The organism is Microbacterium sp. 22195 (assembly GCF_052056515.1).
Lineage (GTDB): Bacteria > Actinomycetota > Actinomycetes > Actinomycetales > Microbacteriaceae > Microbacterium.
Genome location: NZ_JBQEPE010000006.1, coordinates 117344 through 138724, shown reverse-complemented (window position 1 = coordinate 138724; position 21381 = coordinate 117344). Strand labels below are relative to the sequence as shown.

General features: G+C 68.1%; 20 protein-coding genes. 13 read left to right on the top strand and 7 right to left on the bottom strand.

Annotated elements, in window-relative coordinates; genetic code table 11:
* Nucleotides 1-160: 160 nt before the first annotated feature.
* The 6 genes from rsmG to rpmH all read right to left on the bottom strand — a co-directional run bounded on the left by rsmG (nt 161) and on the right by rpmH (nt 3372).
* Nucleotides 161-784, bottom strand: coding sequence for a 16S rRNA (guanine(527)-N(7))-methyltransferase RsmG (rsmG, locus tag ACTJJ4_RS16345; protein ID WP_440944282.1), 624 nt, complete (start codon nt 782-784; stop codon nt 161-163).
* 157 nt (nt 785-941) lie between these two features.
* A complete protein-coding gene (locus ACTJJ4_RS16340; RefSeq protein WP_292697295.1) occupies nt 942-1436 on the bottom strand; it encodes a Jag family protein in 495 nt (164 codons plus the stop codon).
* On the bottom strand, nt 1436-2512 hold the full coding sequence (gene yidC / locus ACTJJ4_RS16335; RefSeq protein WP_440944281.1) for a membrane protein insertase YidC: 1077 nt from the start codon (nt 2510-2512) through the stop codon (nt 1436-1438). Before yidC ends, ACTJJ4_RS16340 begins: the two co-directional genes overlap by 1 nt.
* 3 nt (nt 2513-2515) lie before the next feature.
* Complete coding sequence (gene yidD, locus ACTJJ4_RS16330) at nt 2516-2866, bottom strand: membrane protein insertion efficiency factor YidD (protein WP_285630866.1); 351 nt, start codon at nt 2864-2866, stop codon at nt 2516-2518.
* Nucleotides 2863-3213, bottom strand: coding sequence for a ribonuclease P protein component (gene rnpA, locus ACTJJ4_RS16325; RefSeq protein ID WP_440944280.1), 351 nt, complete (start codon nt 3211-3213; stop codon nt 2863-2865). The genes yidD and rnpA overlap by 4 nt, the downstream gene beginning before the upstream one ends.
* 21 nt (nt 3214-3234) lie before the next feature.
* Nucleotides 3235-3372, bottom strand: coding sequence for a 50S ribosomal protein L34 (gene rpmH, locus ACTJJ4_RS16320; RefSeq protein WP_045250217.1), 138 nt, complete (start codon nt 3370-3372; stop codon nt 3235-3237).
* 318 nt (nt 3373-3690) lie between these two features.
* Between rpmH and dnaA the strand changes: the two genes are divergently transcribed.
* The 10 genes from dnaA to ACTJJ4_RS16270 all read left to right on the top strand — a co-directional run bounded on the left by dnaA (nt 3691) and on the right by ACTJJ4_RS16270 (nt 17568).
* Complete coding sequence (gene dnaA, locus ACTJJ4_RS16315; RefSeq protein ID WP_292697309.1) at nt 3691-5082, top strand: chromosomal replication initiator protein DnaA; 1392 nt, start codon at nt 3691-3693, stop codon at nt 5080-5082.
* Nucleotides 5083-5501: 419 nt separating this feature from the next.
* A complete protein-coding gene (dnaN, locus tag ACTJJ4_RS16310; RefSeq protein WP_285630888.1) occupies nt 5502-6644 on the top strand; it encodes a DNA polymerase III subunit beta in 1143 nt (380 codons plus the stop codon).
* Nucleotides 6641-7090 (top strand): GNAT family N-acetyltransferase, encoded by a 450-nt coding sequence (locus ACTJJ4_RS16305; RefSeq protein WP_440944279.1) that lies wholly within the window; start codon nt 6641-6643, stop codon nt 7088-7090. Before dnaN ends, ACTJJ4_RS16305 begins: the two co-directional genes overlap by 4 nt.
* 69 nt (nt 7091-7159) lie before the next feature.
* Nucleotides 7160-8368, top strand: a complete 1209-nt coding sequence (recF, locus tag ACTJJ4_RS16300; RefSeq protein WP_440944278.1) for a DNA replication/repair protein RecF — start codon at nt 7160-7162, stop codon at nt 8366-8368.
* The gene (locus tag ACTJJ4_RS16295) at nt 8349-8831 is read left to right on the top strand and encodes a DUF721 domain-containing protein (RefSeq protein WP_425561628.1); all 483 of its coding nucleotides are present in this window, start codon (nt 8349-8351) and stop codon (nt 8829-8831) included. Before recF ends, ACTJJ4_RS16295 begins: the two co-directional genes overlap by 20 nt.
* Before the next feature lie 117 nt (nt 8832-8948).
* Nucleotides 8949-11012, top strand: a complete 2064-nt coding sequence (gene gyrB, locus ACTJJ4_RS16290; protein ID WP_440944277.1) for a DNA topoisomerase (ATP-hydrolyzing) subunit B — start codon at nt 8949-8951, stop codon at nt 11010-11012.
* A gap of 181 nt (nt 11013-11193) precedes the next feature.
* The gene (gene gyrA / locus ACTJJ4_RS16285) at nt 11194-13770 is read left to right on the top strand and encodes a DNA gyrase subunit A (RefSeq protein WP_440944276.1); all 2577 of its coding nucleotides are present in this window, start codon (nt 11194-11196) and stop codon (nt 13768-13770) included.
* An 18-nt stretch (nt 13771-13788) separates the two neighbouring features.
* Nucleotides 13789-14193 (top strand): DUF3566 domain-containing protein, encoded by a 405-nt coding sequence (locus ACTJJ4_RS16280; RefSeq protein WP_285630905.1) that lies wholly within the window; start codon nt 13789-13791, stop codon nt 14191-14193.
* 278 nt (nt 14194-14471) lie between these two features.
* A complete protein-coding gene (locus ACTJJ4_RS16275; RefSeq protein ID WP_440944275.1) occupies nt 14472-16925 on the top strand; it encodes a PEP/pyruvate-binding domain-containing protein in 2454 nt (817 codons plus the stop codon).
* Complete coding sequence (locus ACTJJ4_RS16270) at nt 16918-17568, top strand: TetR/AcrR family transcriptional regulator (RefSeq protein ID WP_440944274.1); 651 nt, start codon at nt 16918-16920, stop codon at nt 17566-17568. Before ACTJJ4_RS16275 ends, ACTJJ4_RS16270 begins: the two co-directional genes overlap by 8 nt.
* A gap of 49 nt (nt 17569-17617) precedes the next feature.
* Here the strand turns inward: ACTJJ4_RS16270 and ACTJJ4_RS16265 are convergent, their stop codons facing one another.
* A complete protein-coding gene (locus tag ACTJJ4_RS16265; RefSeq protein ID WP_440944273.1) occupies nt 17618-18331 on the bottom strand; it encodes a VIT1/CCC1 transporter family protein in 714 nt (237 codons plus the stop codon).
* Between the two features lie 83 nt (nt 18332-18414).
* On the opposite strand from ACTJJ4_RS16265, the gene ACTJJ4_RS16260 reads away from it, so the two are divergent.
* The 3 genes from ACTJJ4_RS16260 to ACTJJ4_RS16250 are packed head-to-tail and all read left to right on the top strand — an operon-like array spanning nt 18415 to nt 21372.
* Nucleotides 18415-19809, top strand: a complete 1395-nt coding sequence (locus tag ACTJJ4_RS16260) for a histidine kinase (RefSeq protein WP_440944272.1) — start codon at nt 18415-18417, stop codon at nt 19807-19809.
* Between the two features lie 52 nt (nt 19810-19861).
* The gene (locus tag ACTJJ4_RS16255) at nt 19862-20563 is read left to right on the top strand and encodes a response regulator transcription factor (RefSeq protein WP_440944326.1); all 702 of its coding nucleotides are present in this window, start codon (nt 19862-19864) and stop codon (nt 20561-20563) included.
* Nucleotides 20560-21372 carry a hypothetical protein gene (locus ACTJJ4_RS16250; protein WP_440944271.1) on the top strand — a complete coding sequence of 271 codons (813 nt, stop codon included), beginning with the start codon at nt 20560-20562 and terminating at the stop codon, nt 21370-21372. The genes ACTJJ4_RS16255 and ACTJJ4_RS16250 overlap by 4 nt, the downstream gene beginning before the upstream one ends.
* The last annotated feature ends 9 nt before the right edge of the window (nt 21373-21381 follow it).

Here is a 21381-nt window from a genome sequence, read left to right as displayed (position 1 = left end):
TCCGGTCATTGAGCGAGGAGCGCTAGCGACGAGACGAAATGACGGACCGGAAAGGCGCGTTTCGACTCGCTGCGCTCGCTCAACGACCGGAGGCTGGCGTCAGCGTTTCACGTGAAACATCACGCGTCGTCCCGCTCGCTCGACGCCCGGGGAATCCCTCTCAGCGCACGCGCGCGCGGAAGACGCGCGTCGTCTCGGCGAGAACACCTTCGCCGAGCACCTCGACCGAGACGTCCGTCACCCTGTGCTTCTTCAGCACCTTCTGCGCAGCCGTGATCTCAGCATCCACGTTGTGTCCCTTGAGGAAGATCAGTTCGCCGGCATCCTTCGCCAGCGGAGCTGTGATCGGGATCAGCGTTCGCAACGCGCTGACCGCACGGGCAGTCACCACGTCGAACTCGAGACCGACGTCTTCAGCGCGGGCGCGCATGACCCGCACGTTCGACAGCTCGAGCGACTCCACCTGCTCATTGAGCCAGGTGACCCGGCGCTCCATCGGCTCGATGAGGGTCCACTCCACATCAGGGCGCGCGATGGCGAGGACCAGGCCCGGCAGGCCGGCACCGGAACCGACATCCGCGACCGACCCATGGAACAGCGGGGCAGCGATCGCCGAGTTCAGTACGTGCCTCGTCCAGAGTCGGGGCAGTTCCAGCGGACCGATCAGTCCGCGCAGCTCCCCCTCAGCGGCCAGCGATGCCGTGAACCGACGTGCGAGATCGATGCGATCGCCGAAGATCTTCGCTGCGGCTGCGGGCTCGGATTCGAGGTTCGACTCAGTCACGCTGTGGCTCCTTCGAGGGGATGGTGCATTTCGTCTCGCTTCGCTCGCTCAATGACCGGTGCCTGAACCCACGTTTCACGTGAAACGCGCATCTCGAACCGCTCGCTCGATGACCGCGTGCCCAGTGATGTTTCACGTGAAACATCACGAGGAGAGGTCAGCCGCGGGAGATCACCGTGTGGCGGTCAGCGCCCTCGCCGTACGACTCCGAGACCAGTCCACGCTCGGACACGATGTCGTGCACGAGCTTGCGCTCGTAGGAGGACATCGCGGGAAGGGATGCCTGCGACGCACCGTCGTCGAGCTTGGCGACCGCGGCGTTCACGAGCCCCTCGAGCTGCCGGCGACGCGTGTCTCGCGATCCGCCGATGTCGAGGATCATGCGTGAGAACGATCCGGTCTTGCTCTGCACGGCGAGTCGAGTGAGCTCCTGCAGGGCCTGCACGGTCTCGGGTGCCGACAGCAGCGACAGGGCATCGCCCTCCGCCTCGACCGACACATAGGCGCGGCCCTGACGCACATCGAGGTTCAGGTCGCCGTCGATGTCGGCGATGTCGAGCAGCTCCTCGAGGAAGTCGGCCGCGATGTCGCCTTCCTGCTCGAGCTCTTCGATCGTCGACTCGGCCGAGGACTTCAGTTCATCCGTCGTCATCAGTTCGACCCCTTCTTCTTCGCACGCTTCTTGCTCATGGGCTGCTCCCGCTTCGGAGCCTGCTCCTTGGCGCGCTCGGCCTCCTCGAGCAGACGCTGCTGCTCTGCCTCGTACACCGCGATCGGAACGATCTTGCCCTCTGCGTTGATCGCCTTGCCACGACGGGCCAGACGCTCCTCACGAGCACGGGCGGCATCCGAGCCGGGCGTCGGCATCTCACGGATGACCAGGAACTGCTGGCCCATGGTCCACAGGTTGGAGACGAACCAGTAGAGCACCACACCGAGCGGGAAGAAGACACCCGAGAAGATGAAGCCCAGCGGCAGCACGTAGAGCATGATCTTCTGCATCTGGTACGCCTGGCCGGTCTTGGCCTCGGGCGACAGGTTCTTCGAGATGATCTGCAGCTGCGTGTAGAACTGCGAGACGATCATGAGGATCACGAGCACCACGAGGATCGTGACCGTGACCTCCCAGCCGGCGGGCTTGGTCTCGAGCGCAGTACGGAGATCGATGTGCAGCGGGGCGACACCGAACAGCGTCGCGTCGTAGAACTGCTTGGTGAGGTCGGCGTGCAGCAGACCGACACCACCGATGCCGTGCTTGGCGTGGTCGCCGACATCGCGCAGCGTGTAGAACATGCCGAGCAGGAAGGGCATCTGCACGAGCATCGGAAGACACGACGACACCGGCGTAGTGCCGTGCTTCTTGTACAGCGCCATGGTCTCGCGGCTCATCGCCTCACGCGAGAGCTGATCGCGCTTGCCCTTGTACTTCTCCTGCACCTTCTTCAGCTGCGGAGCGATCTCCATCATCTTGCGCTGGCTCTTGATCTGCTTCACGAACAGCGGGAAGACCGCCGCACGGATCACGATCACGAGACCGACGATGGACAAGACCCAGGTCAGTCCAGCATTCGGAGCCATCCCGAATGCGGTGAAGAGCCAGTGCCAGGCGACCAGGATCGCCTCGACGATCCACTTGAACGGCCACAGCAGGAGGCTGAACAGATCGAAACCACCCCCGTTGCCGGCGGCCGGGCTGGGGGTGCTTGCGAGCAGAAGGTCAAGACCCACTGTTCAGTCCTTTCGAGCGGGTACGACGAATCCGTGCGGAGTCAGTTCGTAGTGGAAATGAGCATGAGGGCGCACGTCGTCGACGCCGCCCTTGCTCCACGGATTGCAGCGCAGGATGCGCCAGGCCGACAGGATCGTCCCCCACACCGCGCCGTGCTGCTGCACCGCACCTACAGCGTAAGCGGAACAGGACGGGTAGTACCTGCACACATCCCCGTACAGCGGTGAGATCACCGCTCGGTAGACGACGAGGAACGCGAGCACCGCGTTCCTCGGCAGGACGAGGATCCCGCGGATCAGATCGGATGCCCGGAACCGCGCCGTTCCGAAAGCGTAGGACGGAAGCGCGCTCATGCCCGCACCGGCCCGGCCAGGAGCCGATTGAGACAGCGCGCCACGTCGGTCCGCAGGTCGGCGAAGTCGGCGGATGCGGATGCGGGAAGGGCACGGATGACGACATCCGTGCCCTCGGGAACCGTGTCGAGGAACTCGGCGCACACCGCTTTCAGGCGGCGGCGAACGGTGTTCCGAACCACAGCGGTTCCTACCTGCTTGCTGATGATGAACCCGAACCGGGGTGCACGGTCATCGGACGCCGGCAGAACCGAGGTCACCAGACGCGGCCCACCGCATCGCGTGCCGCGGCGGACCACCTGTCGGTAGTCGACGCCACGCGTCAGGCGATTCGGCCGGGCGAGCACGGCAGGTCCGGGTGAGCGGGCTTACGCCGAGAGCTCAGCACGGCCCTTCGAGCGACGTGCCGAAAGGATGGCGCGGCCGGCGCGGGTGCGCATGCGGGCACGGAAGCCGTGCTTCTTGGCGCGACGGCGGTTGTTGGGCTGGAAGGTGCGCTTGCTCATGGAATCACTCCGGGAATGGTGTCACCGGGCTTTTTCATCCGGAGACAGGGGGTACTGCCAAAAGGCATAAGTCAACCGATTAAGGGTACGACCTGCCGCCGCGCAGGGCAAATCCACCGCCGGATGCCTCGATGCCGCCCGTCAGTTGCGCACACCCATTATCCACAACTGTGGAGACCGGGCCGGATCGCGACACACCCGCGTGTTTCCGCGGGCGGCTTGATGTTCTGGCGGGTGATGACTACCGTGGCATCCGACGTTATCCACAGGGGGAGACCACGCTTCGAGCGACCTTTCCACAACCTCGCCCGGAGCACCATGACCACTGCAGCCCACCCCGACGTGCCGATCTGGTCGACTCTGCGCGATCGTCTCGCCGAGGATGAGCGGGTGTCGCCGCAGCTGCACGGCTTCCTCAGCCTGGTGGTTCCGGCTGGCGTCATGGGCGGGGTGCTGTACCTGGACGTCCCGAACGATCTGACCGCCGCGCAGATCAACAAGAGACTGCGCATCCCGCTGATGGAGGCTCTGTCCCAGATCGGCGACGAGGTCACCTCGTATCGCACGGTGGTGAACCACGAGCTCGCCGACCAGCCGACGGCGCCCATCTCGGTCCCCGACTTCACGACTCCCGAGCCGGTGCGCAGCGAGCCCGCGGCGGAGACGCCCCAGGCTCTGCGCCACGAATCGCGCCTCAACCCGAAGTACACCTTCGACAACTTCGTGATCGGTCAGTCCAACCGCTTCGCGCATGCGGCCGCGGTCGCCGTGGCTGAGGCGCCGGCGAAGGCGTACAACCCGTTGTTCATCTACGGCGACTCCGGACTGGGCAAGACCCACCTCCTGCACGCGATCGGCGACTACGCGCAGTCGCTGTACGCCGGGGTTAAGGTTCGCTACGTCTCGAGCGAGGAGTTCACGAACGACTTCATCAACTCGATCGCGAACAACCGCGGCGCCGCCTTCCAGAGCCGGTACCGCGAGGTCGACATCCTGATGATCGACGACATCCAGTTCCTGCAGGGTCGCGCCGAGACGCAGGAGGCGTTCTTCCACACCTTCAACCAGCTGCACGACCACAACAAGCAGGTCGTGATCACCAGCGATGTGGCGCCGAAGCTGCTCACCGGCTTCGAGGACCGGATGCGCAGCCGCTTCGAGTGGGGCCTGATCACGGACGTGCAGGCGCCCGACCTGGAGACCCGCATCGCGATCCTGCGCAAGAAGGCGCAGAGCGAGTCGCTCCACATCCCCGATGAGGTGCTCGAGTACATCGCGACGGTGGTCTCCTCGAACATCCGCGAGCTGGAGGGGGCGCTGATCCGGGTCTCCGCGTTCGCGAGCCTCAACCGCTCGGCGCTCGACATCTCGCTTGCCCAGACCGTGCTGCGGGACATCGTCGACACCACCGAGGACAACGTCATCTCGCCGACGGACATCATCACGTCGACGGCCGCGTACTTCAAGCTCACGGTCGACGACCTGTACGGATCGAGCCGTTCGCAGCAGATCGCGATCGCCCGGCAGATCGCCATGTACCTGTGCCGCGAGCGCACGAACCTGTCGCTGCCGAAGATCGGTCAGCTGTTCGGAAACCGCGATCACACCACCGTGATGTACGCCTGCAAGAAGATCAGCGAGCTCATGAAGGAGCGCCGCTCGGTCTACAACCAGGTCACCGAGATCACCACCCAGATCAGCCGTCGCTGACGCCCCCGACACGCCTGAAGTCACGCGGAATCGGGACGGTTGTCCGCAGGGGTTGTGGATAACTTGTGGAAACTTCGGCTTCCGGATGCTGTCGAGCAGACCCACCTGTGGATAACGGGAACCGCCGTCTCGGGGTCGGAACCCTCCGAAAGCCCCGGAATCCTCAGGGTCTCCACAACTGACAAGCGTGTAGTTTCCTACTCTCCGCTGCTATCCACCGACTTATCCACAGAATCCACAGTTGTTAACACCGTTAAGAGATCAATCTCAGTGAAGGGTTCCCCGATCACCAGACGGATGTGGACGGACAGGCCGCCACAGCCCCATTCGGGGTAGCGGGGGCTTCGCCCGGTGCGACTAGCATGGGATCGCCTGCAGTGGGCCCACTGCGAAAGGTGAAGTACAACGAGGGAGCGCCCGTGAGGTTCCAGGTCAACCGCGATGTGTTCAGCGAGGCTGTGTCCTTCGTCGTCAAGCTGCTGCCACAGCGCAATCCACAGCCGATCCTTGCGGGTGTGCTCATCGAGGCATCCGCTGAGGGACTGACCCTCTCGGCCTTCGACTACGAGGCATCCGCCCGCACCACGATCGAGGCGACCGTCGACGAGCCGGGCACGATCCTCGTGCACGGCCGCCTGCTGTCGGACATCGCGAGCCGGCTTCCGAACGCGCCGATCGAGATCGCGGTGGAGGAGGACGGCGGGATCGCCGTCACCTGCGGTTCCGCACGGTTCACCCTCGCCGCCATGCCGGTCGAGGAATATCCCTCCATCCCCGAGGTGACCGGCTCGACGGGCGTCGTGCCGGCCGAGGAGTTCGGCACCGCGATCGCGCAGGTGGCCTTCGCCGCATCCCGCGACGATGTGACCCCGGTCCTCACCGGCGTGCAGCTCGAGGTCTCCGGCACAACCCTGAGCCTGGTCGCGACCGACCGCTACCGCGTCTCGCTCCGCGACGTGCCGTGGGACGGGGAGGGCGCAGAGCAGACCGCGCTGGTCCCGGCCCGAACGCTCACCGAGGTCGGGAAGACCTTCGCGCATGCCGGCAACATCGAGATCGCGTTCTCCGGAGCGGGTGACCGAGAGATCATCGCGTTCACCGCGGGCAACAAGACTGTGACTTCTCTCCTGATCAAGGGCAATTTCCCGCCCGTGCGCAGGCTGTTCCCCGAGCAGACCGACCACTACGCGGTCGTCAACACCGGCGACCTCATCGAGGCCGTGCGCCGCGTCGCCCTGGTGCTCGACCGCTCCGCTCCGCTGCGATTCACGTTCGGCGCCGACGGCGTGACGATGGATGCATCCGGCAGCGAGCAGGCCCGCGCCTCCGAGTCGGTCGACGCTCACCTGAACGGCGGCGACGAGGTGACCCTCGGCCTGAACCCGCAGTACCTGCTCGAGGCGCTCGGCGCGGTCAAGAGCGAGTTCACCCGCGTCACGTTCACGTCGAGCGACAACGCCAACAAGCTCAGCCCCGTGCTCGTGACCAGCCAGACCTCGGTGGACCAGGCCGGTCTGGACTCGTTCAAGTACCTGCTGCAGCCGAACCTGCTGCTTCGGTGACGCTCGAGCTCATCACACCGGAGCTCGCGCGGCGCATCGTCGTGCGGGATGAGCGGGACGGCGATCACTGGCATCCGGACTATCCGTTCGCGGACGAGCTGGTGCCGTTGCGGATGCTGGCGGACCAGGACGCCGCGGATGCTGTCTTCACGCTGTACATGATCCGAGAAGAAGGCCAGGCCGTGGGCGGTTTCGGCTTCTTCGGGCCACCGGACGAGTCGGGCACCGTCGAGTTCGGCTACGGCCTGATCGCCTCTGCTCGCGGCCGCGGACTGGCAACGGATGCCGTGGCCGAAGGGCTGCGGATCGCCGCGGATGCCGGCGCGAAGCGCGCGATCGCCGACACCGACCTCGACAACGCGCCCTCCATCCGTGTGCTCGAGAAGTCCGGTCTCGTCCAGACGCACCGCTCCGCCGACAAGGTCTTCTTCGCGCGCGAACTCTGACCGGCAGGGACCCGTCACCGGCGTTCAGCGCCGGACGGAGCGTCCGACCCCGAAGGTAGGCTGATCCTCGTGATTGTGGAGCACCTGAACCTGGGCGATTTCCGCAATTACGCGACCGCTGATCTCACGCTGCATCGCGGTCCGAACGTGCTCGTCGGCAGCAACGGGCAGGGGAAGACCAACCTCGCCGAGGCGATCGTCTTCCTCGCGACGCTGGGGTCGCATCGGGTGTCGTCGGATGCTCCGATGGTGCGGGACGGCAAGGAGTTCGCCGTGGTGCGAGCGCGTCTCGCGCACGGTGAGCGCAAGGTGCTCGTCGAGGTGCAGCTCAACAGGCAGGGCTCGAACAAGGCGCGGATCAACGGGTCTCCGTCGAAGACCAACGAGCTGCCGCGCTACGCGCATGTCGTGCTGTTCGCGCCCGAAGACCTGCAGATCGTCCGCGGCGATCCTTCGTCGCGCAGAAGATTCGCAGATCAGCTGCTGATTCAGCGCACGCCGCGGATGGCAGGGGTGATCGCCGACTACGAGCGCGTGCTGCGGCAGCGGACCGCTCTGCTGAAGTCCGCCCGTGCGCGCGGAGTGCGCGGCGAGGGCCTCTCGACGCTGGATGTGTGGGATGACAAGCTCATCTCGCTCGGCTCCGAGATCATCCATGCGCGCCTGCGGCTGGCATCCGATCTGCAGGGTCCGCTCGCCGAGGCGTACACGGCGATCGCGGGGGCCGACCACCGTCCGCAGCTGGAATGGGCGCTGTCCGTGCGCGGCGGAGATCCGGAGGAGGGCGACCCTTCGACGGACTCAGGGACCGAAGAAGGGCCGGTCCGCGGCGAGATCGAGGAGCAGTTCCGTGCCGCGCTGCAGGCGAAGCGCTCGAAGGAGATCGAGCGCGGGCTGACGCTGGTGGGGCCCCACCGCGACGACCTGATCCTGCGCGTCCGCGATCTTCCCGTGAAGGGGTACGCCTCGCATGGCGAGTCCTGGTCCGTGGCACTCGCGCTGCGCCTGGCATCCGCGGAACTGCTGCGCGCCGAGTCCCCGGCCGGTGATCCGGTGCTGATCCTGGACGACGTCTTCGCCGAGCTGGACGCCGACCGGCGGCAGCGCCTGGCGGCCATCACCTCCGGATACGAGCAGGTGATCGTCACGGCCGCCGTCGAGGGGGACATCCCCGAGCCGCTGCACCGTCATGTCGTGCGCATCCACGCGGGAACCATCAGCGATGAGCGTCCCGAAACCGGAGAGGAGACCGCCGATGATGGACCCGCAGCCTCCTGAGACGGTGGCGACCTACCTGCGGCTGCGCGGGCTGAAGCCCAGCTCGAAGAACTGGAAGCGTCGCAAGCGCATCGAGGTCGACGACGACAACGCGCCGTTCTCCAAGGGGCGCGATCCCGGCACGCTCGGTGACATCCTCGCCAAGCTCACCAGGGATTCCGGCTGGGAGAAGACGCTCGCGGCCGAGGACCTGGTGCGGCAATGGGCCGAGCTCGCCGGCGCCGACACCGCCAAGCACTCCGAGCCGGTGTCGCTGGAGCGAGGCGTGCTCACCGTGAAATGCGACTCCACGGCGTGGGCGAAGAACCTGCAGTTCATGCGCGCCGTGATCATGACCGAGATCGGCAACCGCTATCCGGATGCCGGTGTCGAGAACATCCGGTTCATCGGCCCGGACGTCCCGTCGTGGAAGTGGGGACCGCGCGTCGTGCCCGGAAGGGGTCCACGGGACACCTACGGGTAGGGCATCACGAACGGGCCCTCAAGCCCTCAGAAGCGCACACACGGCGTTTGAGCCGTATGTCGACCATCGAAACCCGCTAGAATGGAACGGTACTTTCGATGTGGAGAACCATTTCTGATGACGCCTGAAACACCTGCCGACGACGAGAACGCCCCCTCGACAGGGACGGAGCCGAACACACAGGAGTCGAAGAAGGTCCCCGGCGACTACGGCGCCGACCAGATCCAGATCCTCGAGGGCCTCGAGGCGGTCCGCAAGCGCCCCGGCATGTACATCGGCTCGACGGGTCCGCGCGGTCTGCACCACCTGGTGTACGAGATCGTCGACAACTCGGTCGATGAGGCCCTCGCCGGCTACGCCGACAACATCGACGTGACGATCCTCGCCGACGGCGCGGTCCGCGTCGTCGACAACGGCCGCGGCATCCCGGTCGATCCGCACTCCTCCGACCCGACCAAGTCGACCGTCGAGGTCGTGCTGACGATCCTGCACGCCGGCGGCAAGTTCGGCGGCGGAGCGTACGCCGTCTCGGGCGGTCTGCACGGCGTCGGCTCCTCGGTCGTGAACGCCCTCTCGACCCGATTCGAGGTGGCCGTCAAGCAGAAGGGCTACGTCTGGCGGCACGTCTTCGCCGACGGCGGCACCCCGCAGCAGCAGCTGGAGAAGGGCGAGGAGACCTCCGAGACCGGGACCAGCATCACGTTCTGGCCGGATGCGGAGATCTTCACGGAGACGATCGACTTCGACTACGAGACCCTGCGCACCCGCTTCCAGCAGATGGCGTTCCTGAACAAGGGGCTGCGCATCGCGCTGCACGATGAGCGCGAGGCATCCGCCTACGAGGTCGACGGACCCGACGGCACGAGCATCACGAAGCAGCCCTCCGACGTGTTCCTCTACGAGCGCGGTCTGGTCGACTACGTCGAGTACCTCAACAAGGTGCGCAAGGCCGAGGTCGTGAACGAGGAGATCATCGACTTCGACGCCGAGGACTCCGAGCGCAAGATCTCGCTCGAGGTCGCGATGCAGTGGACCACCTCGTACACCGAGAACGTGTTCACCTACGCCAACACGATCAACACGCACGAGGGCGGCACGCACGAGGAGGGCTTCCGCGCGGCGCTGACCAGCCTGGTCAACCGCTACGCGCGGGCGAACAACTTGCTCAAGGAGAAGGACGACAATCTCTCCGGCGACGACGTGCGCGAGGGCCTGACGGCGGTCATCTCGATCAAGCTCGGCGAGCCGCAGTTCGAGGGTCAGACCAAGACCAAGCTCGGCAACACCGAGGCGAAGGCGTTCGTGCAGAAGATCGTGAACGATCAGCTGGGCGACTGGTTCGATCGCAACCCGGTGCAGACGAAGAACATCATCCGCAAGGCGATCGATGCGGCCACCGCGCGCATCGCCGCGCGCAAGGCGCGCGAGACCGCGCGCCGCAAGAGCGTCTTCGAGTCCGCGGCGATGCCGGACAAGCTCAAGGACTGCACCAGCAAGGACCCGTCGATCAGCGAGATCTTCCTGGTGGAGGGTGACTCGGCCGGCGGTTCGGCGGTGCAGGGTCGCGACCCGCACACCCAGGCGATCCTGGCGCTGCGCGGCAAGATCCTCAACGTCGAGCGCGCTCGTCTGGACAAGGCCCTGGGCAACAAGGAGGTCCAGGCGATGATCCAGGCCTTCGGCACGGGCATCGGCGAGGACTTCGACATCGACAAGGCGCGGTACCACAAGATCGTGCTGATGGCGGATGCCGATGTCGACGGCCAGCACATCACGACACTGCTGCTGACGCTGCTGTTCCGCTACATGCGCGGGCTGATCGAGGCCGGTTTCGTGTACCTCGCGATGCCGCCGCTGTACCGCCTGAAGTGGACCAACGCCCCGCACGAGTACGTGTACACCGACGTCGAGCGGGATGCCCTGCTCAAGCACGGCAGCGAGAACGGCAAGCGCCTGCCCAAGGACGCCGGCATCCAGCGCTACAAGGGTCTCGGTGAGATGAACCCGAAGGAGCTGTGGGAGACCACGATGGATCACACCACGCGCACCCTTCGTCAGATCACCATCGACGACGCCGCGGCCGCGGATGAGATCTTCAGCGTGCTGATGGGTGAGGACGTCGAGTCCCGGCGCACCTTCATCCAGCGCAACGCCAAGGACGTCCGCTTCCTCGACATCTGACCCCCTGACTACTCCTCACACACCGCTGATCTCGGACAACCACACACGCACGAAGGACGGAGGAATGTTCTCGGAGTGAGCATCGGGGTGGCGCGCCAGCGCCGGGGCCCCCGTTCTGCGAACGAAGAGAACATTCCGGAGTCCGGCACCACCGGCAGCATCCGGAGAAGAAGAAAAAGACATGACTGACGAAGAACGCCCCGAGCCGGCCCACGAGCACGGCCGCATCGACCAGGTCGACCTGCAGTCCGAGATGCAGCGCAGCTACCTCGACTACGCCATGGCCGTCATCGTCGGCCGCGCGCTGCCCGATGTGCGCGACGGCCTCAAGCCCGTGCACCGCCGTGTCATCTACGGCATGTACGACGGCGGGTTCCGCCCCGACAAGTCGTTCTCGAAGTGCGCTCGCGTGGTCGGCGAGGTCATGGGTCAGTACCACCCGCATGGCGACTCGGCGATCTACGACACCCTGGTGCGCCTGGTGCAGCCGTGGTCGCTGCGCTATCCGCTGGCGCTCGGCCAGGGCAACTTCGGCTCGCCCGGCAACATGGGTGCCGCGGCTCCGCGATACACCGAGACCAAGATGGCTCCGCTCGCGCTCGAGATGGTGCGCGACATCGAAGAGGAGACCGTCGACTTCTCGCCGAACTACGACGGTCAGACCCAGGAGCCCGACGTCCTGCCGTCGCGGTTCCCGAACCTGCTGGTCAACGGGTCGATCGGCATCGCGGTCGGCATGGCCACGAACATCCCGCCGCACAACCTGCGCGAGGTCTCGGCCGCAGCCCTGTGGGCTCTGGAGAACCCGGGACTTCCCCGCGAGGAGCTGCTCGAGGGCCTGATCCAGCGCATCCCCGGGCCGGACTTCCCGACCGGCGCCCAGATCCTGGGCACCAAGGGGATCCAGGAGGCGTACCGCACCGGTCGTGGTTCGATCACGATGCGCGCGGTCGTCGAGGTCGAGGAGATCCAGGGCCGCACCTGCCTGGTCATTACCGAGCTGCCGTACCAGGTCAACCCCGACAACCTCGCGGTGAAGATCGGCGAGCTGGCGCGCGACGGCAAGATCACGGGCATCGCCGACATCCGCGACGAGTCCTCCGACCGCACCGGCCAGCGCCTGGTGGTCGTGCTCAAGCGCGACGCGGTCGCGAAGGTCGTGCTGAACAACCTGTACAAGCACACCCAGCTGCAGGACAACTTCGGCGCGAACATGCTCGCGATCGTCGACGGCGTCCCGCGCACGCTCGCTCTGGACGGCTTCATCACGAACTGGCTCGACCACCAGCTCGACGTGATCGTGCGCCGCACGGGCTTCCGTCTGCGCAAGGCGCAGGCGCGCATGCACATCCTGCAGGGATACCTGAAGGCACTGGATGCCCTGGACGAGGTCATCGCGCTGATCCGCCGCTCCCCCACCGTCGACGAGGCGCGTGAGGGACTCAAGGCGCTGCTCGACATCGACGACGACCAGGCTCAGGCCATCCTCGACATGCAGCTGCGTCGACTGGCCGCTCTGGAGCGCCAGAAGATCATCGACGAGGCCACCGAGCTCGAGGCGAAGATCGCCGACTACAAGGAGATCATCGCCACCGAGGCTCGCCAGCGCGAGATCGTCCGCACCGAGCTCACCGAGATCGTCGACCGCTTCGGCGACGAGCGCCGCACGCACATCCTGCACGGCTTCGACGGCGACATGTCGATGGAGGATCTGATCCCGGTCGAGGAGATGGTCGTCACCATCACCCGCGAGGGGTACATCAAGCGCACCCGCAGCGACAACTACCGGTCGCAGCACCGCGGAGGCAAGGGCGTGAAGGGCGCGCAGCTGCGCGCCGACGACCTCGTCGAGCACTTCTTCGTCACCACCACGCACCACTGGCTGCTGTTCTTCACGGACAAGGGTCGCGTGTACCGCACCAAGACGTACGAGGTGCCGGAGGCCGGCCGGGATGCCAAGGGTCAGCACGTCGCGAACCTGCTGGCGCTGCAGCCCGAGGAGAAGATCGCCCAGGTGCTCGCCATCAGCGACTACCAGGCGAAGGACTACCTGGTGCTGGCGACGCACGGCGGCCTCGTGAAGAAGACCCGCCTGGGCGACTACGACACCAACCGCCAGGGCGGTGTCATCGCCATCCGGATGCGAGAGGGCGACGAACTGGTCAGCGCCAAGCTCGTGAACGCCGACGAGGACATCCTGCTCATCAGCGCCAAGGGCATGTCGGTGCGCTTCCACGCCACCGACGACGCGCTGCGTCCGATGGGCCGGGCGACCGAGGGTGTGCGGGGCATGAAGTTCAAGGATGACGAGGACAGCCTGCTGTCGGCGTCCATCGTCGCCGAGGACTCGTACGTGTTCACCGTGACCGACGGCGGCTACGCCAAGCGCACCACGGTGGACGAGTACAAGGTGCAGAAGCGCGGTGGAACGGGCATCAAGGTGGCCAAGCTGAGCGACGAGCGCGGCGTTCTGGCGGGCGGTCTGATCGTCTCCGAGGACGACGAGGTCTTGGTGGTTCTGTCCAGCGGCAAGGTGGTACGCTCTGCCGTGGCCGAGGTGCCCGCCAAGGGCCGCGACACCATGGGAGTCGTGTTCGCCCGGATGACGGGCGATGACCGCATCCTCGCCGTGGCACGCAACAGTGAGCGTGGCATGGACGACGAGGACGAGGCGGATGCAGAGACCTCCGAGCCCCAGACCCCCGAAGCCCAGAACCTCGAACCCCAGTCCACTGAGGACGAGTCCCCCGAAGCCTGATCCGAAGAGAGCTGACCGATGAGCACAGTCGCAGACAAGCTGGCGAAGAAGTCCACCCGACGCACCGGTGGCAAGCAGGTGCGTCTGCGCCTGGTCTACGTCGACTTCTGGTCTGCGGTGAAGCTGTCGTTCCTGGGCGCCGTGGCACTGGCGATCGTCACGATGGTGTCGTTCTTCCTGGTGTTCATGGTGCTGCAGGCGACCGGCGTGCTCACCCAGACCAGCGACTTCCTCGACAAGATCACCGACGGCTCCATCGACCTCACCAGCCTGGTCGGACTGCCGCAGGTGATGGCGTTCGGCGCGGTCGTTGCGATCCTGAACCTGATCGTCTTCACGGTGCTCGGCGCCGTGATCGCGGGCATCTACAACCTGGCGGTGAAGGTGACGGGCGGTCTGCTCGTCGGGTTCATGTCGAACTGACGACTGGGTCGCTGAGCCTGTCGAAGCGCCCTTCCTCTTCGGAGGAGGGGCGCTTCGCTGTATCTGGGGCCGGGGGCGGAGAGGTTCCCTTCGTTCGCAGAGCGGGTGCCCCTCCCGCTTCGCGGGTCCCTCCCCGATGCTCACTCCGGGAACCTCTCCGCCCCCTCTTCGCGCGTCGTCGCGCCCGGTCCCTGAGCGAGCGCAGCGAGACGAAGGGTTGCGCCGGCGAGCGAGCGGGGGGAGGATTTAGTGAACGGAACGTTCACTAAGGAGTGCGGATGCGCGCGGTGGTGGGGCTGGACGAGCTGGGGCGGGATGACCTGGAGATCGCCGGCGGCAAGGGGGCGAACCTCGGGGAGCTGATCCGGGCCGGGCTGCCGGTGCCGGGCGGGTTCGTCGTCACGACGGATGCCTATGTGCAGGCTGCCGACGCCGTGGGCCTCGCCGCCATGGTCGAGGATGCAGAGCCGGCGGCGCTGCGCGAGAAGCTGGCATCCGCCCCTATCGGCGCGGACCTGCGGGTGCAGGTGACCGAGGCCTACCGCGCCCTCGGCGACGACGTCCCGGTCGCGGTGCGCTCCAGCGCGACGGCAGAAGACCTGCCGGGAGCCGCCTTCGCCGGCCAACAGGACACATACCTCAACGTCGTGGGCGCGGATGCCGTGATCGACGCGGTCCGCGACTGCTGGGCCTCGCTGTGGACGGACCGCGCCGTGTCGTACCGGCGCGAGCGTCGCGTCGACCCGCACACCGTGCGCATCGCGGTCGTGGTGCAGGTGCTGGTGGACGCCGAGCTCGCCGGCGTGATGTTCAGCGCCGACCCGGTCAGCGGGAGGCGCGACCGGATCGTCGTCGACGGCGCGGCAGGACTCGGCGAGGCGCTGGTGTCCGGCATCGTCACCCCCGACCACTATCTGCTCGACGACGACGGCCAGCAGCTCGAGTACCGTCCGGGCCGCGCCGAGGTCGTCATCCGCCGGGACGCCGGCGGCGGGGTGCGCGAGGAGGAGGCGAGAGCATCCGGTGCTCCCCTGCTCTCCCGCGACCGGCTGAAGACGCTCGCGCGACTCGCCCGCGCAGCCGAGGCGCATTTCGGGCGCCCGCAGGACATGGAGTGGGCGATCGCTGGCGGCACGGTCCACGTGCTGCAGGCGCGCCCGATGACCGCGCTGCCGCCCGAGCCGATGAAGCTGAACGGCCGGCAGCGCGTGCAGAGCATGATCTTCAGCGAGTACCTGCCGGTGCGGCCGTACCCGATGGACGTCACCACGTGGCTGGGACGGGGTCCCGCCGAGATGATGCGTCAGATCACCGAGTACTACGGGTTGCGCGGGGCGTTCACCGACTACCTGCGCGAGGAGGACGGGGTGGTCACCCGCTTCGTGCCGCCGAATCCGCATCCGGGCCCCGGCATTCTGCGGGCCCCGCTCCGGCTCATCCGCAAGGCCGCACGATTCCATCCCGAGCGCTGGCAGGACGACCCGCGGCTGGCGCGTCTGCTGAGCGTCGCCGATGAGCTCGACGCCCTGCCGCTGCGGGAGCTGTCGTGGCGCGCGCTGCTCGACGTGCCGGAGCGCGCGCTCAGGGCGATGGACCTCAGCCGCGACCTGCGCATCGACTACCTGCCCGGCACGGCCCTTGCGGTGGCGCGGCTCGCCGCGGTCACGTTCCTGCTCGGCCGGATCGGCCTCCTCGGCGAGCTCACCGGCGGCGCTCCGACCCGCACCGCCGCATCGGAGCGAGCGCTGGTCGAGATGGCGGCGACGGTGCGGGCGGATGCCGATCTTCGCCGCCTCTTCGCCGACAGCAGCCCCGACCAGATCCTGACCGCGCTGGATGCCGGCCGCTTCCCCGGCTTCGCCGCAGCGCTGGACACGTTCCGGCACGACTTCGGGCGCAAGGAGACGGCGTCTCCGCTGCTGGTGAGCCCGCCGACGCTCACCGAGTCGCCCGAGGTGATCATCGGCATGGTGCGCGGCTTCATCGACAGCCCGCCGGCGGACGATCGCGGCTCGCGATCGAAGCAGGCCCTCGCCCGGCTGCTCGCGCACCCGCTGCTGCGACCGCGGTGGATGCGCGCCGCCGCCGAGCGCTGGGTGCGCGCAGCGCAGGCGGGCGTCGGATTCCGCGAGGACAGCCACTTCTTCTTCACGGCGACGCTGCCCGCGCTGCGTCGGTCCCTGCTCGAGATCGGGCGGCGGCTGCAGGATGCCGGCGTGCTGGACACCGCCTTCGACGTGTTCCACCTGCGATGGGAGGAGGTCATGGCGATCCCCGACGTCGAGAAGCTGCGGCCCGAGTACATCGGTCGGCTGCGTGCGCTGGTCACCAGGCGCAGCGCGCGCCGTGCGGAACTGGCCGGCATCCCCGTGGTCGACGTGCGCGGGGTGTTCCGGCCCGCTGCCGGAGGAGACGCGGTGGTCAGCGGTTCCCCTGCGGGCGGCGGCACCGCGACCGGGCCCGCGCGGATCATCCGCGAGGCGGGCGACTTCCATCGCCTGCAGCAGGGCGACGTGCTGGTGTGCCCGTACACGAACCCCGCCTGGACCCCGCTGTTCCTGCGGGCATCCGCCGTGGTCGTCGACACCGGGTCGATCGCCTCGCACGCCGCCATCGTCGCGCGCGAGTACGGGCTTCCCGCCGTCATGGGCACGGGCGACGGCACCCGGGTGCTGGTCGACGGCGAGCGGATCACGGTCGACGGCACGACGGGGACGGTGACCCGTGCCTGATCCGATCGGCGGCGTCGCATCGTCCGAGGCGGCGGATGCCCCGCCCGGATCCCCTCGGTCGGGCGCCGGTGCACCGCGACCGCGCCGCCGAGGTGACGCGCTGATCGGGGCGATCCATGCGGCCGTGCTCGCGGAGCTGGCCGAGGGCGGATACGCCTCTCTCACCATGGAGCGGGTCGCCGAGCGCGCGGGTGCGGGCAAGGCGTCCCTCTACCGGCGCTGGAACTCACGCGCCGAGCTGGTGCGCGACACGGCCTATCACTCGCTGCGCGATGCCGACGGCGCTCCCGACACCGGGACGCTGCGCGGAGACCTGGTCGAGGCGCTCTCCCAGACCGCGGCGCTGCTCTCCGGTCCTCTCGGGGCGGCACTGCGGGCGGTGCTGTCCGAGACGCTCGCCGACGACCAGGCGGAGATGGGCGAGCTGTCGCTCGGACGGGGACGCCGCCTGATGCGCGAGATCGTGCAGCGCGCCGTCGCCCGGGGAGAGGTGCGGGCGGATGCCGTCACCGACCTGCGCCTCGACGTCGGACAGGCGCTGCTGCGCGACCGGTTCCTGTTCCGTGACAGCGCGATCGACGCCGGCACCGCCGTGCGGATCGTCGACGAGGTGCTGATCCCCCTGTTCACGGACGTCCGCTGAACGGCATCCGCTCCGGGGAGTCATCGGAAGACGGAGCGGATGCCGAGGGTCAGACGACCCCGGTCGTGCCCAGCAGCGTGCCGATCAGCCAGGTCGCGAGCAGCGCGAGCGCGCCGCCGATCACGAGGCGCAGCGAGGCCCGGACCGGGCTCGCGCCGCCGACCTTCGCCGAGACGTAGCCCGTGAGGGCCAGGGCGACCAGCACGGCCAGGAACGTGATCGGCACCCGCACCGCCGGGGGCGGGAGCAGGATGGCCAGCAGCGGCAGCAGCGCGCCGATCGTGAAGGAGATGGCCGACGAGATCGCGGCGTGCCACGGGTTGACCAGGTCGTCCTGATCGATGCCGAGCTCCACCTCGAGGTGCGCCGCGAGGGCGTCGTGCTCGGTGAGCTCGACCGCCACCTGCCGTGCGGTCTCCTCGCTCAGTCCGCGGTCGCGGTAGAGCCGGGTGAGCTCGTCGAGCTCCTCCTCCGGCATGGTGCGCAGCTCTTCGCGCTCCTTGTGGATCAGTGCCTGCTCGCTGTCGCGCTGGCTGCTCACCGACACGTACTCGCCGAGCGCCATCGAGATCGCGCCGCCGACCAGGCCGGCGAGACCCGCGATCAGCAGCGCGGCGTTGTCGGTCGTCGCGCCGGCCACGCCCACGACCAGCGAAGCCACCGACACGATCCCGTCATTGGCGCCGAGCACGCCCGCGCGCAGCCAGTTCAGGCGCTGGCTGAGGCCGGATCCGTGCGGTTCGTCCGGGTGAGCATCCGTCATGGTGCCAGTGTAGGGAAAACCCGAATCGGGGTCTCCGGTCAGCCCCGTGTCAATGAATTCCTCATGACCGTAGCGTGGATGCCATGACCACGAATCCGACTTCCCCGGCACCGGGCCAGGGCACTGCGCCCACCGCCCCGGCAGCGCCGGTGCCGCCCGCGGCGCAGGTCCCGCCGACCGCGCCCGTACCGCCGACGGCGCCCGTCGCGCCTGCGGCCGCTCCTGCGAAGGATGCCGACCGCCCGCCGCTGCGCATCTTCCTCACCGTGCTCGAACTCGCCGCCCTCGGCGCCGTGGGCACGGCCGTCTTCGCGGTGCTCACCGCGACCCTCGGCATCGGCCTCGGGATGCTGTTCGTGTTCGGTCTCGGCATCTTCGTGCTGCTCGCACTGGTCTACGGTCTCTACGGCCTCGCCTGGTTCGAGGTGCGCCGCGTGGACGGCCTGTACGGCGGGAACCTCCCCGACCTGCAGTGGCGGCCGCGCACCCACCCGGGCTTCGGCGGATGGATCCGCAACGTCCTGCGGCAGTCCGTCGACGGCCGCATGTGGCGCGCACTGCTCAACTTCGTGCTCGGATGCATAGCCGGCACGCTCGTGCTGCGCCTGTTCTGGGGCGTGATCTGGTCGGCCTTCACCGCGTTCGCTCCGCTGTCAGGGCGCACCACGGTCGAGGGGCCGTTCGGCTCGATGGTCGCCGCGGCCTGGGCGCCGCTGGTGGGCATCCTCGGCGTGCTCGCCGCCGCTGCCGGCATCCTCGGTCTGGCCCTGCTGCACCGCCTGCTCAGCCGCGCCCTGGTCATGCCGAACCGGGAGGCCGAGCTGACCGCGCAGGTGCGCACCACCTCCGCTCAGCGCGAGGGCGCCGTCCGGGCCGCCGAGCTCGAGCGCACCCGCATCGAGCGGGACCTGCACGACGGCGTCCAGCCGCGACTGGTGTCGGTGGGCATGACCCTGGGTCTGGCTCAGCAGAAGATCGACACCGACCCTGCCGCCGCGAAGGCCCTGATCGACGAGGCGCACACCTCCACCAAGGCCGCCATCACCGAACTGCGCCAGCTGGCGCGCGGCATCCACACCTCCGTGCTGGACGACCGCGGCCTGGACGCCGCGCTCTCCGCTCTGGCGAGCCGCTCGCACATCCCGGTGCAGCTCGACGTGCGGATCGACGCCGGGATGACCGGTTCCGGCGCCGGATGCCGGGATGCCGAGGCCGCGATCTACTTCGCCATCGCCGAATCGCTGACCAACGCCGCCAAGCACTCCAGGGCCAGCGAATGCCGCGTGGTCGTGCGCAGCCGAGACGGCGGCCTGTGGGCCCGCGTCGAGGACAACGGCATGGGCGGCGCCCAGGTGCAGCCCGGTGGCGGGCTCGACGGCATCACCAACCGCATCCTCGCCGCCGGCGGCACGTTCCGCCTGGACAGCCCCGCGGGCGGCCCCACCAGCCTGGAGGTGACGGTGCCATGCGCATCCTGATCTGCCCGCCTGTGAACCAGCACCGGTGGCCTGAGAACGAGGAGGTGGCGTGATGCGGATACTCATCTGCGAGGACTCGGTCCTCCTCCGCGAAGGGCTCGTCCGCCTGCTCGAGGACGCCGGCCACGAGGTGGTCGCCGCCCTCCCCGACACCGACGGCCTCCTGGATGCCGTGGTCGAGAAGGATCCCGAGCTGTGCATCCTGGATGTCAGGCTCCCGCCGACGTTCACAGACGAGGGCATCCGGGCGGCCCTGTCGATCCGCGCCGGGCATCCGTCCCTCCCCCTCCTCGTGCTGTCCCAGTACGTGGAGGAGCGCTACGCGAGCGACCTCATCGCCGCGCAGAGCGGATCGACTCAGGGCGGGGCGCTGGGATATCTGCTGAAGGATCGCGTCGCCGACGTCGCCGAGTTCATCGAGTCGGTGCAGCGCATCGCATCCGGTGCCACCGTGCTCGACCCCGAGGTGGTCGCGCAGCTGCTGACGCGCCGCAATCGCGACGAGCGGATGCTGCGCCTGACCGATCGCGAGCGCACCGTGCTCGCGCTGATCGCCGAGGGCAAGTCCAACGGCGCCATCGCCGGCCTGCTGTTCCTCAGCGAGGCCAGCATCGAGAAGCACATCACCGCCATCTTCCAGAAGCTCGGGCTCGAGCCGGAGGACGGCAACCGGCGGGTGCTGGCAGCACTCGCGCACATCGAGAACACCGGCGTCGCGGACGCCGGCAACGACTACCAGGGAGGCGTCCGATGAACGGCGCGACGAAGAAGACCGCAGGAGCACTCACCGTGGTGCTGGCGGTGTGCGGCGGCGTGGTGCTGCTGGGCACCGGGGCAGGGGCGGCGTTCGCCGGCGTGCAGCAGGTGTCGTCGCAGGAGGGCGGCTCGACGCGGCTCGACGTGCAGGGCGTCACCTCGCTCGATCTCGAGGTCGGCGCCGCCGACATGACCGTCGAGTTCCGAGAGGGGGTCACCGAGGCGCGGCTGGAGATCGAGCAGGGCTCGGAGCAGGACTGGTCGCTGCAGCGCGATGACGACGAGCTCAAGGTGCGCGGACCGGGGAGCGGGTTCGACTGGTTCCGGCCGGACTGGCTGCGCGGTGAGCAGCAGGCCACGCTCGTGCTGCCCGAGTCACTGCTCGGCATCGACGCGGATCTCACCCTTCAGGCCGGTTCGCTGAGCGTGGACGGCGAGTTCGGCGAGCTGGATCTGGACATCAACGCTGGGGCCCTGACCGTGCAGGGCGCGGCGAGGGAACTGGATGCCCAGGTGAACGCGGGCCGCGCGGACATCGACCTGCGCGACGTGCGCACGGCGGAGTACACGGTGAACGCGGGGCGCGTGACCGCCCAGCTGCAGTCGGTTCCCGATGAGGTCTCGATCGACCTCACCGCGGGCCGCCTCGACCTCACCGTGCCGGACGGCTCGTACGCTCTGCGTCACCAGGCCACGGCCGGAACTCTGGAGAGCGACCTGGTCCAGGACCCCTCCAGCACCCACCGGATCCAGGCCGACGTGTCCGCCGGAACGGTCACCCTGAGCCCCGGGGGCGCCGCGGAGTGAATCGGAAAC

Bases quoted from the DNA above. Each gene is read 5' to 3' on its own strand.
- ACTJJ4_RS16340 (WP_292697295.1), bottom strand. From the start codon at position 1,436: ATGACGACGGATGAACTGAAGTCCTCGGCCGAGTCGACGATCGAAGAG.
- yidD (WP_285630866.1), bottom strand. From the start codon at position 2,866: ATGAGCGCGCTTCCGTCCTACGCTTTCGGAACGGCGCGGTTCCGGGCA.
- rpmH (WP_045250217.1), bottom strand. From the start codon at position 3,372: ATGAGCAAGCGCACCTTCCAGCCCAACAACCGCCGTCGCGCCAAGAAG.
- dnaA (WP_292697309.1), top strand. From the start codon at position 3,691: ATGACCACTGCAGCCCACCCCGACGTGCCGATCTGGTCGACTCTGCGC.
- ACTJJ4_RS16295 (WP_425561628.1), top strand. From the start codon at position 8,349: ATGGACCCGCAGCCTCCTGAGACGGTGGCGACCTACCTGCGGCTGCGC.
- gyrB (WP_440944277.1), top strand. From the start codon at position 8,949: ATGACGCCTGAAACACCTGCCGACGACGAGAACGCCCCCTCGACAGGG.
- gyrA (WP_440944276.1), top strand. From the start codon at position 11,194: ATGACTGACGAAGAACGCCCCGAGCCGGCCCACGAGCACGGCCGCATC.
- ACTJJ4_RS16280 (WP_285630905.1), top strand. From the start codon at position 13,789: ATGAGCACAGTCGCAGACAAGCTGGCGAAGAAGTCCACCCGACGCACC.
- ACTJJ4_RS16275 (WP_440944275.1), top strand. From the start codon at position 14,472: ATGCGCGCGGTGGTGGGGCTGGACGAGCTGGGGCGGGATGACCTGGAG.
- ACTJJ4_RS16265 (WP_440944273.1), bottom strand. From the start codon at position 18,331: ATGACGGATGCTCACCCGGACGAACCGCACGGATCCGGCCTCAGCCAG.
- ACTJJ4_RS16260 (WP_440944272.1), top strand. From the start codon at position 18,415: ATGACCACGAATCCGACTTCCCCGGCACCGGGCCAGGGCACTGCGCCC.
- ACTJJ4_RS16255 (WP_440944326.1), top strand. From the start codon at position 19,862: ATGCGGATACTCATCTGCGAGGACTCGGTCCTCCTCCGCGAAGGGCTC.
- ACTJJ4_RS16250 (WP_440944271.1), top strand. From the start codon at position 20,560: ATGAACGGCGCGACGAAGAAGACCGCAGGAGCACTCACCGTGGTGCTG.